The sequence below is a fragment of the Thalassospira sp. HJ genome (assembly GCF_000948415.1).
Classification (GTDB): domain Bacteria; phylum Pseudomonadota; class Alphaproteobacteria; order Rhodospirillales; family Thalassospiraceae; genus Thalassospira.
Genome location: NZ_JYII01000020.1, coordinates 181,667 through 198,220, shown reverse-complemented (window position 1 = coordinate 198,220; position 16,554 = coordinate 181,667). Strand labels below are relative to the sequence as shown.

General features: G+C 54.3%; 14 protein-coding genes and 2 tRNA genes. 7 read left to right on the top strand and 9 right to left on the bottom strand.

Annotated features, from left to right (window positions below; genetic code table 11):
• Positions 1–86: 86 nt before the first annotated feature.
• Entirely contained in the window at positions 87–1,415 is a 1,329-nt protein-coding gene (gene amt, locus UF64_RS16660; RefSeq protein ID WP_044829740.1) for an ammonium transporter, read from the bottom strand.
• A 23-nt stretch (positions 1,416–1,438) separates the two neighbouring features.
• On the bottom strand, positions 1,439–1,777 hold the full coding sequence (locus tag UF64_RS16655; RefSeq protein ID WP_007088725.1) for a P-II family nitrogen regulator: 339 nt from the start codon (positions 1,775–1,777) through the stop codon (positions 1,439–1,441).
• Between the two features lie 575 nt (positions 1,778–2,352).
• Here UF64_RS16655 and ubiH point away from each other — a divergent pair.
• Complete coding sequence (gene ubiH, locus UF64_RS16650; protein ID WP_044829739.1) at positions 2,353–3,576, top strand: 2-octaprenyl-6-methoxyphenyl hydroxylase; 1,224 nt, start codon at positions 2,353–2,355, stop codon at positions 3,574–3,576.
• A gap of 199 nt (positions 3,577–3,775) precedes the next feature.
• Positions 3,776–4,438, top strand: coding sequence for an OmpW family protein (locus UF64_RS16645; protein ID WP_044829738.1), 663 nt, complete (start codon positions 3,776–3,778; stop codon positions 4,436–4,438).
• Between the two features lie 121 nt (positions 4,439–4,559).
• Here the strand turns inward: UF64_RS16645 and UF64_RS16640 are convergent, their stop codons facing one another.
• The 5 genes from UF64_RS16640 to UF64_RS16620 all read right to left on the bottom strand — a co-directional run bounded on the left by UF64_RS16640 (position 4,560) and on the right by UF64_RS16620 (position 7,456).
• On the bottom strand, positions 4,560–4,937 hold the full coding sequence (locus tag UF64_RS16640; RefSeq protein ID WP_044829737.1) for a gamma-butyrobetaine hydroxylase-like domain-containing protein: 378 nt from the start codon (positions 4,935–4,937) through the stop codon (positions 4,560–4,562).
• A gap of 18 nt (positions 4,938–4,955) precedes the next feature.
• Complete coding sequence (locus UF64_RS16635; protein ID WP_044829736.1) at positions 4,956–5,144, bottom strand: Trm112 family protein; 189 nt, start codon at positions 5,142–5,144, stop codon at positions 4,956–4,958.
• A gap of 46 nt (positions 5,145–5,190) precedes the next feature.
• Positions 5,191–5,880 (bottom strand): LON peptidase substrate-binding domain-containing protein, encoded by a 690-nt coding sequence (locus UF64_RS16630; RefSeq protein WP_044829735.1) that lies wholly within the window; start codon positions 5,878–5,880, stop codon positions 5,191–5,193.
• A complete protein-coding gene (gene trxA / locus UF64_RS16625; RefSeq protein WP_082049842.1) occupies positions 5,877–6,803 on the bottom strand; it encodes a thioredoxin in 927 nt (308 codons plus the stop codon). Before trxA ends, UF64_RS16630 begins: the two co-directional genes overlap by 4 nt.
• Before the next feature lie 143 nt (positions 6,804–6,946).
• A complete protein-coding gene (locus tag UF64_RS16620; RefSeq protein WP_044829734.1) occupies positions 6,947–7,456 on the bottom strand; it encodes a prolyl-tRNA synthetase associated domain-containing protein in 510 nt (169 codons plus the stop codon).
• 218 nt (positions 7,457–7,674) lie between these two features.
• Here UF64_RS16620 and UF64_RS16615 point away from each other — a divergent pair.
• The 3 genes from UF64_RS16615 to UF64_RS16605 all read left to right on the top strand — a co-directional run bounded on the left by UF64_RS16615 (position 7,675) and on the right by UF64_RS16605 (position 8,613).
• Positions 7,675–7,749: transfer RNA gene (locus tag UF64_RS16615), tRNA-Gly, on the top strand.
• A 37-nt stretch (positions 7,750–7,786) separates the two neighbouring features.
• Positions 7,787–7,861: transfer RNA gene (locus UF64_RS16610), tRNA-Gly, on the top strand.
• Between the two features lie 110 nt (positions 7,862–7,971).
• A complete protein-coding gene (locus UF64_RS16605) occupies positions 7,972–8,613 on the top strand; it encodes a DUF488 family protein (RefSeq protein ID WP_044829733.1) in 642 nt (213 codons plus the stop codon).
• Between the two features lie 15 nt (positions 8,614–8,628).
• Here the strand turns inward: UF64_RS16605 and fabI are convergent, their stop codons facing one another.
• Positions 8,629–9,387: an enoyl-ACP reductase FabI gene (gene fabI, locus UF64_RS16600; protein ID WP_044829732.1), complete on the bottom strand. Its 759-nt coding sequence runs from the start codon at positions 9,385–9,387 to the stop codon at positions 8,629–8,631.
• A gap of 371 nt (positions 9,388–9,758) precedes the next feature.
• Between fabI and UF64_RS16595 the strand changes: the two genes are divergently transcribed.
• A complete protein-coding gene (locus tag UF64_RS16595; RefSeq protein WP_044829731.1) occupies positions 9,759–14,594 on the top strand; it encodes an NAD-glutamate dehydrogenase in 4,836 nt (1,611 codons plus the stop codon).
• Positions 14,595–14,676: 82 nt separating this feature from the next.
• Here the strand turns inward: UF64_RS16595 and UF64_RS16590 are convergent, their stop codons facing one another.
• Positions 14,677–15,324 (bottom strand): hypothetical protein, encoded by a 648-nt coding sequence (locus UF64_RS16590; protein ID WP_044829730.1) that lies wholly within the window; start codon positions 15,322–15,324, stop codon positions 14,677–14,679.
• A 506-nt stretch (positions 15,325–15,830) separates the two neighbouring features.
• Between UF64_RS16590 and UF64_RS16580 the strand changes: the two genes are divergently transcribed.
• Positions 15,831–16,469 (top strand): TetR/AcrR family transcriptional regulator, encoded by a 639-nt coding sequence (locus tag UF64_RS16580; RefSeq protein ID WP_044829931.1) that lies wholly within the window; start codon positions 15,831–15,833, stop codon positions 16,467–16,469.
• Positions 16,470–16,554: the final 85 nt, after the last annotated feature.

Below are 16,554 nucleotides of genomic sequence, written 5' to 3'. Positions count from 1 at the left end.
AAAAGCCCGCCCGGGTTTCCCCGGACGGGCCTTTGATCTGATGGATCGGGTACCATGCGAACATGGGATCCGTCAGAAAGTCTCGCTTAGAAGCGCTGGGAACCCTTACCGAATTCCGGATAGGCTTCCATGCCAAGCTCGGTAGCATCTGCGCCGTTGGCTTCTTCTTCCTCGGAGAGGCGAATACCAACAGTGAACTTCAGAGCCAGCCAAACGATCGACGAAGCAACGATGGTGAAGGCACCCATTGCAACGATACCGGTGATCTGCGTACCGAAGGAAGCACCGTCATTGGTGAACGGAACAGCAAGCGTGCCCCAGATACCAGCAACAAGGTGAACCGAAACAGCACCGACAACATCGTCGATTTTCAGTTTGTCGAGCAGCGGAACCGCGATGACAACCAGAAGACCACCGATTGCACCGATGATGATCGCCGAACCAATGGTCGGGGTGTCCGGAGCAGCCGTGATCGAGACCAGACCAGCCAATGCACCGTTAAGTGCCATGGTAAGGTCGACCTTTTTGTAAAGGATCTGGGTCAGGAGCATTGCGGCAACTACGCCACCAGCAGCAGCCATCGTGGTGTTGCCATAGATGTTGGCAATCGCGATTACGTCAGCGCCGGTGCCCATAGCAAGCTGGGAACCACCGTTGAAGCCGAACCAGCCGAGCCACAGGATGAAGGTACCAAGCGTTGCAAGCGGAAGGTTGGAACCCGGCATCGGGTGAACGGAACCGTCTGCGCCGAATTTGCCTTTACGTGCGCCAAGGATGATCGCACCGGTCAGAGCAGCCCAGCCGCCGACGGAGTGAACAATGGTGGAACCGGCAAAGTCAGAGAAGCCCATTTCTGCGAGCCAGCCGCCGCCCCAGGTCCATGCACCGGTGATCGGATACAGAACGCCAGTCAGAACAACGACGAAGATCAGGAACGGCCACAGTTTGATGCGCTCGGCAACAGTACCGGAAACGATCGAAGCTGCGGTCGCAACGAAGACCATCTGGAAGAACCAGTCGGACGTTGCGGAATAACCGCCAGAGAAATCGCCAGCAAGTGCAGCGGAGTCATCTGCGCTCCACAGGCTCAGCGAGCCAATCCAGCCAGATACATCCATGTACATCAGGTTGTAACCGATGAGGTAGTACATGATGCCCGCAATTGCGAAGAGCGAGATGTTTTTCAGCAGGATGGTGGTTACGTTTTTGGTACGAACCAGGCCGCTTTCAAGCATCGCAAAGCCAGCAGCCATGAACATGACGATTGCGCCACTGAACAGGAAGCTGAAGCTGTTGAGAATAAACTGTGTTTCAGCCGGAACGCCTGCGTCCTGTGCAAAAGCCGGAGAAGCGATTGCCAGAAGGGCGGTAGCTGCCGCAGCAGCAAGGCCGGTTTTCTTCATGGAAATAGTCATAATGTCTCCCCTTGTCTCTGGACTTACAGGGCGTCGTCGCCGGTTTCACCAGTACGGATACGGACCGCCTGGCTTACATCAAGAACGAAAATCTTACCGTCCCCGATTTTCCCGGTTTGAGCAGTTTTGGTGATAGCTTCGACAACCTGATCAACCAGATTATCCGTGATGGCGACTTCCAGCTTCACCTTCGGCAGGAAGCTGACCATGTATTCAGCACCACGATAAATTTCGGTCTGACCTTTCTGACGGCCAAAACCTTTAACTTCAGTGACCGTCAAACCCTGAACGCCCAAAGCGCTGAGCGCTTCGCGGACTTCGTCCAGTTTGAACGGCTTAATGACAGCAGTAACAAGTTTCATAATATTGCGACCTCCCGGCATATCCGTTGAGTACCAACGTGGTAATCACGATTTCGCAGTCCCCCGTTCCAAACCAAGAATCGTGCCAGACTCAAAATTAATTTCATAAATATCTGTTTTTTCTAGATAAAATTATGAATCTCCTTGCTAGGATTGTAACTTTTCTTTGTCATCTCCGGATTAAAATCTGCACAAAATCTGTGGCTGTTCAAAAAATATGCATATTTTTTAATCAACCTGCTGCGGAATCGAAAAGCGCTTGCAGCTCAAGGCTCTGTGGTAGGTCGTATCTTGGTCGATATCGCGGTATCGCAACCAAGGGGTGATGTCTTCTCTGGGTGTGATCGTACTTCGGATCAGATTAGCTCAGCCCGTTTTCAATAGTGTTTTGGTTGTGGCGGGCCTGATAACGGCCTTCGGATGATCGGTGCGGGTTGTGGCTGCGTATCGGGCAGGGTAAAGATGTGCAAACAACGCTTTCACGACACCCTATTGCGTCAGGTCAACGCGGGATGTCGATCTGCACGGTAAACCGGCATCACAGGTCGAGGCCAAACGACACAGGAAATTGCGACATGCATGATCAGCAGGCACTTCATACCGATGTCATCATTCTTGGGGGCGGACTGAATGGCGCCTCAATGGCCTTGGCTTTGGCCCATGGTGGTATCAAGTCGGTGGTGATTGATTATGCAGATCCTAAAACCATCTTGACCGCCAATTATGATGGTCGCACCTGCGCGATTGCGGCGGCTTCCAAGTCGGTGCTTGAGGTCATTGGGGCCTGGGACAACATGGCGGATGGCGCAGAACCGATTCTGGATATCCGGATTGCCGACGGCCAAAGCCCGCTTTTCCTGCATTATGATCATCATGACGTTGGTAATGAGCCGCTGGGTTATATCGTCGAAAACCTTGTGACGCGCAGTGCGCTCTATCGTGCCATCGAAAAAAGCGATCTGGTCAAAATGATTGCACCGGCAAAGGTTGAAACCATTGCGCGTGATCAGGGTGGCATGACCATAACGCTCGCCGACGGTCAGTCCATCCGAGGTCCCCTTGCCATCGGTGCAGAAGGACGCAAGTCCATGCTGCGTGAATGGGCCGGGATCAAAACCTATAACTGGAGCTACAAGCAAAGTGCGGTTGTTTGTACCGTCAAGCACAAGGTTCCGCACAATGGTCTGGCGGTCGAACACTTCCTGCCGGCCGGTCCGTTTGCCATCCTGCCGATGACCGATAACCGATGCTCTATCGTCTGGACCGAGGGGACTGAGCAAGCCAACTATCTGGTCAATCTGGACGACCAAACCTTCCTTGATGAATTGCATCGCCGCTTTGACGGCTATTTGGGTGACCTTGAAGTGATTGGCCCGCGTTTCTGCTATCCGCTTGGTCTGCAGCATGCCTATCACTACACGCAGGATCGCCTGGCGCTGATTGGTGACGCAGCACATGGTATGCACCCGATTGCCGGCCAAGGCCTTAATATGGGGATCCGCGACGTCGCGGTTCTCGCTGAAATTCTGGTGAATGCCCGTCGCCTTGGCCGGGATATTGGTAGTGCAGATGTTCTGGCCGAGTATGAACAGTGGCGCCGCTTTGATAATACAGTGATGCTGGCGGTCACCGATATTACGACTCGTTTGTTCTCGAACGACATTGCTCCGATCCGCTGGGCGCGTGATCTTGGGCTCGCCATTGTCGAAAAAATCCCACCGCTTAAAAAGACTTTCATGTCTCATGCCATGGGCTATGCGGGCACGTTGCCAAAGCTCATGCAGGGAAAGTCACTCTAACCTTTTGATTTTCCGGGTAAAGACGCCCGGAATTTCACGACTTTTTCGTTAGAAAAATTGCAATAAGTGATCGATGGTCACTTATAATCGTTCAAAAATCTGTCGTTTTTTGTTTCGATTTCTTGATTTGTGTCAACAAGTCAGTAAACAGAAAGGCGCAATGTCCCTCCCAGTTAATCAAACTAACAGGGGACAGATAATGTCATTCAAATCCAAACTTCTTGGCACCGCGTTGTTGGGTGGCATGATGGCGGCATCGCTCGTCGCAGCCAATCCGGCTTCCGCACAGACCGCCGAATTCAAAACCAAACAGGCCGGTGACATTGTCATCCGTGCGCGCGGCATTGCGATGGTTCCGGATGAAGATACCTATGACCACAACATCAATGGTGGCACTGGTCATGGCGAGTTGACTAACGATGTTGTTCCGGAAGTAGATTTTTCTTACTTTGTTACAGACAACATTGCACTTGAGCTGATTGCAGCTACCACACAGCATGATCTGACTTGGCAGAACCCTAGCCTTGATGCTGGTTCTGTACGTCTGTTGCCGCCGACACTTACCCTCCAGTACCACTTCATGCCGGAAAGCCGCTGGAGCCCGTATGTCGGTGCAGGTATCAACTACACCTTCTTCTATGATTCCAAGCCGGGCCAGTTCACCTCAGTCGACTATGATGATGGCTTTGGTTACGCTTTCCAGGCTGGCTTTGATTATGCGATCTCGGGTCCGTGGTCGGTCAACTTTGACGTCAAAAAGATCTATCTTGATACCGACGTAAGCATCAATAACGGCGGAAACACCTCCAAAGCTCACCTCGATCCGTGGGTCTTCGGTCTAGGTGTTGGTTACCGCTTCTAAGAAGCGCGTCTGCGAGGTGCTTGCCTCGCTCAGACAGTTAAAAAACGGTCCTGTCTTTGGCAGGGCCGTTTTTGCGTTTAGATGGGTAGTATGAAGGCTGGGGAGTGTTCGGTACTTAGCGCTACGGATCGCGTGACAGGCCTTTGGCCTCAAGGGCTGCGAGATAGTCTTTCCACAGCTTGTCCTGATTGTCGTGCATCTCGCGCAGGTACTGCCAGCTAAACAGGCCGCTATCATGCAGGTCATCAAAGCTGATCCGCACTGCATAATTTCCAACCGGTGCGATATCAATGATCCCGACATGCCGGCGTCCGGCGATGATCTTCTTTTCCGAGGGGTGATGCCCCTGCACTTCGGCCGACGGGCTTTCGACCCGCAGCAGTTCGGCTCTCAGATACGTCTTCGCGCCATCATCCCAGATGATTTCCAGAATGCGGTCATCGCGCAGATAATTGATTTCGACCGGGCTGAATGCCGGGGTAAAGCCGTCATTGGACATGTAGCGGATGTCCTTGCCTTAATCTTCGATGGCGCGGGCTTCGTCGGGGAGCATGATCGGAATGCCGTCACGGATCGGGTATGCAAGGCCGGCCTTCGGGCTGATCAGCTCGTTATTTTCACGATCATATTCCAGCGCCTGCTTGGTGACCGGGCAGACAAGGATTTCAAGAAGTTTCGGGTCTACCGGGCTATGGGTCACGGTCATGAATTCAGCCTTCGAATTGGGTATGCCGTAGCAATGGCATGCATGTTCAGTTGGTGTTGCTGTACGATTGCTTGGGGTCGGCGTGCACCGCCATCTCAAGCAAGGTCGTCAGCATATCGCCGCGATCATACAGGGTTGTGCATTCGAGCAAAGCCTGTTTTTCAAGCGGACTAAGCCGACAACCCATCGAAATGGTCGTGATCAGCATTTCATCGTCGCTATCGGCCAGCGTATCCCAGCAAGACCGCAGCGAATGTTGCGCGAAATAGGCTTCAAGTGCGGTGCGCAGCCGGTCACGATTGATCGACATATCTTCACCCGGGAGGGCCAGGTCATCCTGCCACGGCGAAAAATCGCCACGCACAGTGCGATAGCCGCGACCGTTTTCGGGCAATTCCTCAAGCACGGTAAAACGACACACGCCGGTCAGCGTGATCAGAAACCGCCCATCGTCGGTTTCGCTGAAGGCGGTAATGCGGCCCGCACATCCTGTTGAAAAGATCTCCGGATTGTCCGGGTTCATGAAATAGGCATCGCGCTGATTAGGGCGGGGCTGGATCATGCCGATCATCCGGTCCTGACCAAGTGCATCGCTGACCATATTCATGTATCGCGGCTCAAAAATATTGAGCGGCAAATGCCCGCGCGGCAGCAAAAGTGCACCGCTTAACGGGAATACCGGCATGGTTTCCGGAAGGTCCGACAGTTCAGGATCAAAGGGGCCGCATATGCTCATGAAAATAGTACCGTTGATAAGGCACGGCGTCCGGCGACGCTGGCGGGATCCATCGGGCCCCAGGCTTCAAAAAACTTCAGGAGCTGGGTACGTCCTGCATCTTCATTCCATTCGCGGTTGGAGCGAATGATGGCGATCATGGCATTCACTGCCTCATCACGCTTGTTCGCGGCAAAGCACGCCATGCCGTAATCATATTGCGCCTGCGGGTCGTTCGGGTTGGACACAACGGCTGCACGGGCGGCGTCAAGGTCATCACTTGATGCACCGGACTCGGCCAGTTCAAGCGCGCTGATGGCAGCCGCAATGGGCGCTTTCATGCGATCAAGATCGGACATGTTGTCAACAAAGTGGCGGGTTTCTTCAACTTCGCCCATGCCGACCATGCAGCGTATCATCCCGCCAATGGCAATTTCATTTTCCTGTTCGCGTTCAAGTACGCTGACATAAAATCCGTGTGCCGTCTCAAAGTCGTCTTCTGCAAGTGCGGCACTTGCCTGTTCAAGCAGCATCTCGATAGGGCTTTCAATCGGCCCACCGGCAAGCTTCTCATAAAAGGCGCGCACTTCGCTTTCCGGCTGTGCACCCTGAAAGCCATCGACCGGGCGACCGCCCTTGAAGGCATAAACCGTCGGAACCGACTGAATGCGCAGTTGCATCGCCAGTTCCTGGTTTTCGTCGATATTGACCTTGACCAGCTTCACGAGTCCACCAGCCTCACGTGTGACCTTTTCGATCACCGGGGTCAGGTTTTTGCACGGACCGCACCACGGTGCCCAGAAATCGACAACAACCGGTACTTCCATGGACGGTTCGATGACGTCCTGGACGAAAGTTTCAACAGTGCTGTCCTTGATCAGGTCGGAATCCCGATTTCGGCTGGTGGCGCTATCTGGCGCATTTGCGTCAAGAATGATCGACATTATTGTTCACTCACTAATTCTGAATTCTAGATGATACCGCCATGCCCGGACGACAAGAGGCATCCATATGATATTGCGTGTCACCTATACTTAAATATAAGCGAATTTAAGGACTTACTCAGGTGTCCAGGGTTCATTTATCGTTATTCGACGGCGGGTTCGGCATCAAAATCAATAATCATCGCCTCATAGCCAAGCGAACCGATGAAGGTTAACAGATCTGCCGAGGAAATTGTCGTGGTTCGATCATTTCGCAAGGGGTGAAAGTTGAGCATGTCCCCATTGGCCAGCTTGGCATCGAGAACCAGTTTGACCTTGCGATCCTGATCATTGATCAGGGCAAACGGCGTCACTGAACCCGGCTTGATGCCCAGCGTTTCGATCAGAAGCTCCGGCTTGCCAAAGGACAGGCGCGCACATCCCAACCGCTTATGCAGGTGGTTCATGCGGATTTCGGTCTCTTCCTCGGCAACGACGAGCCACAACTCACCCTTCTTGTCTTTTACAAACAGGTTCTTGGAATGCAGCCCCGGAAGGTCCCCGCGCAGCTTTTGCGAATCCTCGACCGTAAACAGCGGTTCGTGCTCATGTGTTGTCGTTTCGATGCCCAATTTGGCGAGGTGATCGAAAAGCTGGGTTGATGGATCGCTCATGCTCTTTCCCTTGCGGCTGTGCGCCAAAAGATAACCAAGTTCAAAACCGGACGCAAATTTGCGTAAACCGGGTCGGATTTCGACAATTGAAGCCCTTAAAGTCAAGGAAAACCGCCAAAATTCCCGATGTTACGTTTTCATGGAAAAAAGGGTTGCAATCGCTCTTTGTTGGGCTATTATCCGCGCCGCTCCACAGGGGCAGAAACAATCTGATGAACGCGGGCGTAGCTCAGGGGTAGAGCATAACCTTGCCAAGGTTAGGGTCGAGAGTTCGAATCTCTTCGCCCGCTCCATCAGACCAGTTTCACAGATCATCGCTTTCATGATGATGCGGGCGTAGCTCAGGGGTAGAGCATAACCTTGCCAAGGTTAGGGTCGAGAGTTCGAATCTCTTCGCCCGCTCCATGATGAAAGTTCTAAAAAGGCCGTCCTTCGGGGCGGTCTTTTTGCTTTTGGGCCAAGGCGCTTGGCCGTTCCTGCTTGCACGCAAACGCGATTTATCGTGTGCTTTGGGAATGTCTGAATTGATCCCTGATAAATCCGTGCCATACGGGCGCATCATCTACACCGTTGGCTATGCTGGCCATGATCGGGAAAGTTTGCTTGCGTTGTTTCGGGCGCATGGCATCACGGCGGTGGCCGATATCCGCACCTTCAAGCGATCAAGCTTTTGGACGGCGTTCGACTCTGACAGTTTCGGGCCGTTCCTCCGCGAAAACGGCATTGCCTATGTCTTCATGGGCGATGTGATGGGCGGCAAGCCGCAATTTCCCGAGCTTTATCCCGATGGGCAACTGGATTACGACCTTATGGCCGCACGGCCCGATTTCAAATCCGGGGTCGAACGATTGGTTTCCGGGGCGAAGAAATACCGTATCTGTCTGATGTGTGCCGAAAAGGATCCGCTGGATTGCCATCGAACGCTTCTGATCGCGCCCGCCCTGAAAGAAGCTGGTTTTGATCTGTGCCATCTGGTCGAAGGGCGGGTTGAAAGCCAGTCGGAAACCGATGCCCGTATGATTGCGATCAATGGCGGGGATGCGCCCGATCTGTTTGCCGCCGCAGAACCTGATCCGGATGCCGAAGCCAAACTGGCACTTGCACGTCAGATCAAACGTGTCGCCCCCAAGGCAGAAGACGCGATCAAGCGCCGCTAGCCACGAATAGCCCGGTTAGCCCATGATGTTATAGCCACCATCAATATGCACCACGTCCCCGGTTAGCGATTTGGCCCGGTCACTGGCCAGAAACGCCGCCAACTCACCAATTTCGTCGATGGTCACCAGACGATGTGATGGTGCGCGTTCGGTCGCTTCATCCATCAGATTTTGAAATTCGGCAATGCCCGATGCCGCACGAGTCAAAAGCGGTCCGGGTGAAATCGCATGGCAGCGAATACCCTTGGGGCCAAGTTCGGCCGCCATATAGCGAGTCGTACTTTCAAGCGCTGCCTTGACCGGACCCATAACGCCATAATGATCAATGACCCGTTCCGATCCCATATAGGTCACGGTCAAAAGCGTGCCGCCATCGCGCATCAATGGCTCTGCGCGTTTGGCAAGCCGTGCAAAGGAATGGCACGAAATATCCATCGCTGCCATGAACCCGTCGCGCGAACAATCAACCACCCGCCCATGCAGGTCATCTGCCGGGGCAAAGGCGATGGAATGCAAAACGAAATCAAGCTTTCCCCATTTGCGTTCGATTTCGCCAAATAGCGCGTCTTCCTGCGATGCGTCACGTACATCAAGTGGGGCGAAAATCGCAGCGTCGATTTCCTCGGCCAGCGGTTTGACAAACCGCTTGGCCTTGTCGTTCAGGTACGTCACCGCGATGTCTGCGCCTTCGCGCTTGAAAACGCGCGCGCAGCCCCATGCGATGGACAATTCATTGGCAATTCCGACGATCAGCCCTTTTTTGCCTTCAAGCATGCCGTGGTTCCTTCTCGGATCATGTGCGGGTGCGAAGCAATTCTCAAATCGGGGCGCATTTCAAAGTGTAACCGGTTTTGCATCGCAAAAAAGTGCAAAATTCTGTGACAATCGCTCCCTGCCGATGATCTTGCGGCCGCATGCTAATCTGTTGGTTAAATGAATTTTTTTTGTGCAGAAGCATAGTTTTTAGGCAGATGATCCGTTATGTGTAGGCGTGAAGGGATGCTCGGGAGTTCCACGTGGGTTTATGGTGGAAAGCCCCCGTTTCCTTCCCAAATAAAGAGACAAAATCAGTGGTGTGTTGCACCGGTCGCAAAGATCGGTGTTTCGGTTCTGGCAAACAGAACCGGGAAAAAGGGAATTAGGTCATGAAAGCCCGAAACGGCGACCCAAAACGGGAAGTCATCGACAAGGTTGTCGAAAAAATCCATCAGCGAATGTCTGGCGAAATGGCGAAGGATGCAGAAGCATTCGTTCGCCTTTTTTATAAGGATGTTCCGCCTGACGACATGGCGGGTCGATCAGTCGACTCGCTTTATGGCGCGGCACTTACACTTTACAAATTCGCGCAAAAGCGCCCCTCGGCCGATACGGCGAAAATCCGGGTCTATAACCCCGATCTCGAAGAACATGGCTGGACGTCCGATCACACGGTGATCGAAATCAACAATACCGATATGCCGTTCCTGGTGGACTCGGTCACGGCCGCCCTGCATGAACTTGATCTGACGGTTCATCTTGTCATCCACCCGATCATGCGGATTGCGCGTAACGACAAGGGTGAATTGCAACATGTCGCTGGTGTCGAGGAAACCGACGATCCGCGTGAATCGGTCATGCATGTCGAAATTGACGAGCAGACCGACAAGGAGGTCCTTTCCAAGGTCCATGACCGTCTTGAAAACAGCCTGACCGACGTCGCCCTTGCCGTGCGTGACTGGCAGCCGATGCTTAAAAAGGTCTCCGAGGTTCTTGATGAAATCGGCGAGTTCAAGGCGGCCGAGACCGACGAAGACCGCCGTGAAGTCCAGGACTTCCTTGGCTGGCTGCATAACGATCACTTCACCTTCCTCGGTTACCGCGAATACAGCTTCAAGCCGGGCGGCAAGAAGTCTGCCGTTGATGTCGAAGTCAAAAATCAGCTTGGCATTCTGTCACGCGAAGGCACGCACGTTTTTGATGAGCTGCGCCAGATTGGCAACCTGTCGGCAGAGGTGCAGGACTTTGTCACCAAGCCGAACCTGTTGATGGTTACCAAGGCCAACAAGCAATCCACCGTGCATCGCCCGGTGCATCTCGACACCATCGTCGTCAAGCAGTTCGATGCCAAGGGCAAGGTCGTGGGCCAGCATCTGTTTGTCGGCCTGTTTACCTCGGTCGCCTATAACCTGAGCCCGCGTCTGATCCCGCTTCTGCGCATGAAGCTTGCCGAAACCGTCAAGCGTGCGGGCTTCCCGCCGGCAAGCCACGATGGCAAGGCACTGGTCAATATCCTTGAAACCTACCCGCGGGATGAGCTGTTCCAGGTTGATCTGGATGATCTCTATCATACCTGCATGGGCATCCTGCATCTTCAGGAACGCCAGCGCATTGCGCTTTTCGTGCGCCGTGATGCCTTTGAACGGTTTGTTTCCTGTCAGCTGTTCTGCCCGCGTGACCGTTTCACCACCAAACTGCGGCTCAAGTTCCAGACGGTGATTGAAAACGCCTTTGATGGCAAGGTCACTGCCCACTACACCCTGATCGGGGATAGCCCGCTGGCACGTCTGCATTTGCTGGTTAAAACCAATCCCGGTGAACTGCCCGAATACAGTGTTGCCGATATCGAACGCCAGCTGGTCGAAGCAGCCCGTGACTGGTCCGATACCCTGCGTCAGGTGCTTGTGCGTGAGTTGGGCGAGGAACGTGGCCTTGCCCTGCATCGTCGCTATGGTGAAAGCTTCTCGACCGATTATCGTGAACGCTTCACGGTCGAAAGTGCGGAACTTGATATCGAACGCATCGAAGAGGTCATCAAGGCCAATGACCTGCGGGTGAACCTTTATCGCCCGATCGAGGCCGCCGAAAACGAGCTGCGCTTCAAGATCTATAACCCGGGCGCCCCGGTGCCGCTGTCCGATGTCCTGCCCATGCTTGAAAACATGGGGCTTAAGGTCATCACCGAAAATCCGTTCACGGTCAGTCCGCGTGATGTTGATACCGATGTCCGCATTCATGATTTCGGGGTCGAGGTCGACGGCGAATTCAGTCTGCATGACGTGCGCAACAAGTTCCAGGAACTGTTCGTGCGCATGTGGCATGGTGAAGTTGAAAATGATGCCTTCAACCGTCTTGTTCTGCTGGGCAACCTGCATTGGCGCGAAGTCGTTATTCTGCGTGCCTATGCGCGCTATACCCGCCAGACCGGCTCTGCCTTCTCGCAGGCCTATATGGCAAAGACCCTCGCCAACAACCCGGCACTGGCGTCCGCCCTTGTCTCGCTGTTTGTTGCCCGCTTTGACCCGGACCGCGATCCGGGGCTGGCAGCCGAGGTCGAGGTGATTGAAGCCGATATCATCACCCGCCTTGAAGATGTGATGAACCCGGATGAAGACCGCATTTTGCGCGCCTTCCTCAATCTGGTTCAGGCAACCTTGCGCACCAACTTCTTCCAGTATGATGCAGACGGAAATCCGAAATCCTATCTGTCGGTCAAATTCAACTCGTCCATCATCGAAGATTTGCCGCTGCCCCGTCCGTGGCGTGAAATCTTTGTCTATTCCCCACGGGTTGAGGCCGTCCATCTGCGCGGTGGTCCGGTTGCCCGTGGCGGCATTCGCTGGTCTGACCGTCAGGAAGATTTCCGTACCGAAATCCTTGGTCTGGTCAAAGCCCAGATGGTCAAGAACGCGGTTATCGTTCCGGTCGGCTCCAAGGGCGGATTTGTCGTCAAACGCCCGCCTGCCGATGGCTCACGCGAAGCATTCCTTGAGGAAGGCATTGCCTGCTACAAAACGCTCATGAGCGGGATGTTGGATATCACCGACAATATCGTTGCTGGTGAAATCGTTGCCCCCGAACGCGTGCGCCGTCTGGATGATGATGATCCCTATCTTGTCGTTGCGGCCGATAAGGGCACGGCGACCTTCTCGGACATCGCCAACGGTGTGGCGCGTGATTACGGCTTCTGGCTAGATGATGCTTTTGCCTCTGGCGGCTCGCAGGGTTACGACCACAAGAAAATGGGCATCACCGCCCGTGGTGCGTGGGAGTCGGTCAAACGCCACTTCCGCGAAATGGGCAAGAACATCCAGACCACGCCATTTACCGTGGCCGGTGTTGGCGATATGTCGGGCGATGTGTTTGGCAATGGCATGTTGCTGTCCGAACAGATCAAGCTGGTCGCTGCCTTCAACCACATGCATATCTTTGTCGATCCGGACCCGGATCCGGCCAAAAGCTTTGCCGAACGCAAACGCCTGTTTGACATGCCGCGATCCAGCTGGACCGACTATGACAAGAAAACCTTGTCCAAGGGCGGCGACATCTTTGATCGCAAGGCCAAGACCCTCGATCCGTCTGCCGAGGTCCGCAAACTTCTCGGGCTTGGCAGTGGCAAGGTCACTCCGGCCGATATGATGAAGGCCATCCTGAAATCCGAAGTCGAACTTCTGTGGTTTGGCGGGATCGGGACCTATATCAAGTCCAGCCTCGAATCCAATGCCGATGCCGGCGACCGTGCCAATGATGCCATCCGCATCAATGGTCGCGAAGTCCGTGCCAAGGTCGTGGGTGAGGGCGCCAACCTTGGTGCGACCCAGCGTGGCCGTATCGAGTATGCCCACTCGGGTGGCCGCCTGAATACTGATGCGATCGATAACGCTGCAGGCGTCAACTGCTCGGACCACGAGGTTAACATCAAGATCCTCGTTGGCGAGGTGGTCGCAGCCGGCGACATGACCGAAAAGCAGCGTAACAAGCTTCTGGTCGACATGACCGACGAGGTCGGTGAACTGGTGTTGCGCGATAACTATCTGCAAAGCCAGGCGATCTCGAACTCGGATGCAGAAGGTGCCGATATCCTTGATGCCCAGGTCCGCCTGATCCGTATGTTGGAACGCGAAGGGCGTCTGAACCGGGAAATCGAATATCTTCCCGATGACGAGGAACTTACCCGTCGCGCCAACGCGCATGAAGGCCTGACCCGCCCCGAAGTTTCGGTTTTGATGCCTTATGCGAAATTGTGGCTCTATGACGAAATTCTTGGGTCCGATTTGCCCGATGATCCGGTTCTGGTCGAAGAACTGGTGCGTTATTTCCCGACCCCGCTTCGCAAGAAATACGCAAATGCGATCTCGAACCACCGACTGAGACGCGAAATCATCGCGACCGTTGCGACCAACAGCCTGGTCAACCGGGTTGGTGGCACCTTTGTTCATGACATGATGGAAGCAACCGGCATGTCGGCGGTTGATGTCTCGCGCGGCTATCTGATCACGCGGTCCGTCTTTGGTCTGCGGGAATTGTGGGACGGGATCGAGGCGCTTGATAATATCGTTCTCGCGAAACTCCAGACCAGCATGTGCCGCGAAATCAACCGCATGGTAAACGACGTCACCCAATGGTTCCTGCGCAATTGCGAGGATCTCAATGTCGGTGAAAAGATCGAAATATTCCGTCCGGCGGTGTCCAAGGTCATCGAAAGCTTCGAGGAAATCGTCCCCGAAGATGCCGCTGCCCGCAAGGCACTGGCAGACAAGGCCAAATCACTCGTCGCACAGGGTGTCCCCGAAGACATCGCTTGGCGGGTGGCATCGGCAACCCAGCTGGTGGCGATCTGTGACGTTGTCCGCATTGCCGAGGCAACCGGACGCGATGTCATCGAAGTATCGGCCACCTACTTTGCGGTCGGGGCACGCTTCCAGCTTGGCCTGATGCGCTCGGCCGCCGAGTCAATTGAAGCCGATACCCACTGGCAGAAACTGGCCCGTGCGGCGGTGATAGATGATCTGTTCGGCCATCAGCGCGAACTGACCCGGTCTGTCCTTGCTGCGGGCAAAAAAGGCACGGCGGGTGCTGATCTGCTTGATATCTGGGTGCAGGATCGTCAGCGCGGCTGTGCGCGTTGTGATGATCTGATCAACGAACTGCGTTCGGCCGGTCAGATCGATCTTGCCATGATCACGGTGGCCAACCGCCAGATCCGGGCGCTGACCGGGGCTTGATAAGGCTTTCGCATCCGGGGGTTTGCCGGGTGTGATGCGCAAAAAGGGAAGGGCGCCATTTATCGGCGCCCTTCTTTTATTTCTAACGCTCGGCCGCAGCTACCGTGCGCCTCATTTCGAGATACAAGTCGTTATCCAGATTAAGGATCGGTCCCTGCCAGGTTCCGGCTTCGGCTGGTGATGGCGCATCCCAGTCAATTTCGGGCGGGGGCGGCAGGTTGTCTGCCGATGGCCAGCGACTGCCGCCAAACAGTTCTTCGCGATAATCGGCAATCGTGCCGATGGTGCCGGCTTGACCCTCGGTCACGGTCAGGCGGTTACCGTATTTGCGGCGCAGGTCATTTTCGACGCGGTTTTCGACAAACGCATCAAGCTCATCACCAGTCAGGCCCAGCTTTTCACCGTCATTCTTGGCCGAACGATATTCAAAGGCGTAATTCATGTTGTTTGAAATGTTGGCGTTATCGCGGCCAAACACGGCAGTCAGCTGCCCATCCAGATAATAGGCGCGCGTGACCTCGGCATCGGCATGTTCATCAAGCCAGTTCTTAAGGTTATTCTCGGCGGTTTTCTGGGTTTCGCTGAACGCGGCCTGGCGTTCCTGCCAAAGCGCTTTCCATTCATCGACGGAATAGGCATCACTGTATTCGCCCGTTCGGGCATCAATCGGGCGCGGTGGCGTAATCATCCGACCACCGACCAGCGAATATTGTCCTTCAATATTAACCATGATGTTTCTCCTGCTGCTCCCATCCCTCGGGTCAATAATCCAAGCAATTGCAGGGCCATTCTGGCGTGCAGGCGTGATTGCCCTTGATACCAGCCGAGATTGGGCGATGGGTTGGGGTGTCTCAGCCGTAATGATGCAGAAAACACGGCCATATCAGCGATTTAACCGGCACAAACTTCCCACACCTTCGGGCAGCGTGCTTATACCTTTGTGGAATGATCGGTCCAAAATTGCCCAGTGCGTCCCTGCTGGGCAGGTTATCGCGATGTCAGGAGTCGGGATCCTCTTGGGCTGGGCGGCATTTCGGAAAAATTGGATCCAACATACCGCTTTATTGGCTGATATGAGGATTTCGCACGGCTTGTGCTAAGTCACAGAAATCCGCGGGAATCCTGTCATTATGCTACCACATTCATATGACTTATTTGCAATATTAGCCGGGTATTTCTTGAAAAATACCAACCGGTATGTATATCTGGCTTATACAAAAAGGACAGGTCAAGGTTATGAGGAACGCAGAAGAAACCCGGATCAAGCTGCTTGAAACTGCCATGGAACTGCTGTCAACGCGCAGCTACCACGACGTTGGCGTCAGTGATGTCTGCAAGCATGCCGGGGTGACAAAGGGCGCGTTCTACCATCACTTTGACAGCAAGGCAGAGCTGTTTGCCGCCGCTGCCCGACATCATTGGGAAAAGGGCAAGGGCGAGCTCCGCGCGATCTTTTCGCCTGAAGTCCCCCCGCTTGAGCAATTGAACGGCTATATCGAACTGCTGACGAGTAAGCAGGAACGTCGCGCGGCACCAGGCGAAAACGAAGCCTGCGTGTGTCCGATCTTTACCGCCGGTGGCCAGGTGGGGCCGGAAGACGCCGCCATCCAGAACTGCTCGCGTGAGCTGGCCGAAGAGCATATCAAATACCTTGCCTCCATGGTGCGCGGTCTGAAAGGCGAAGGCATGCTCGCCGAGGACGGTGACGTGACGACTCTGGCGCGCCTGATTTTCCAGTATGTGCACGGTCTGCTGACCTATGCCCAGGTTTTCAATGATATCGATACCGTTCGGTCTGACATCCGGCTCGGCATCTGTCGCATCCTCAATTTACAGTGCAAATACAGGGATGTAGAGGGCGAAACCGCTGCCTGAATTTCCTTTGAAATTCCGAATTTAGAGAACGTAAAGCAATTTTTTCTCTAAATTTCCTTGCAAACATACCGATCGGTATCCATCT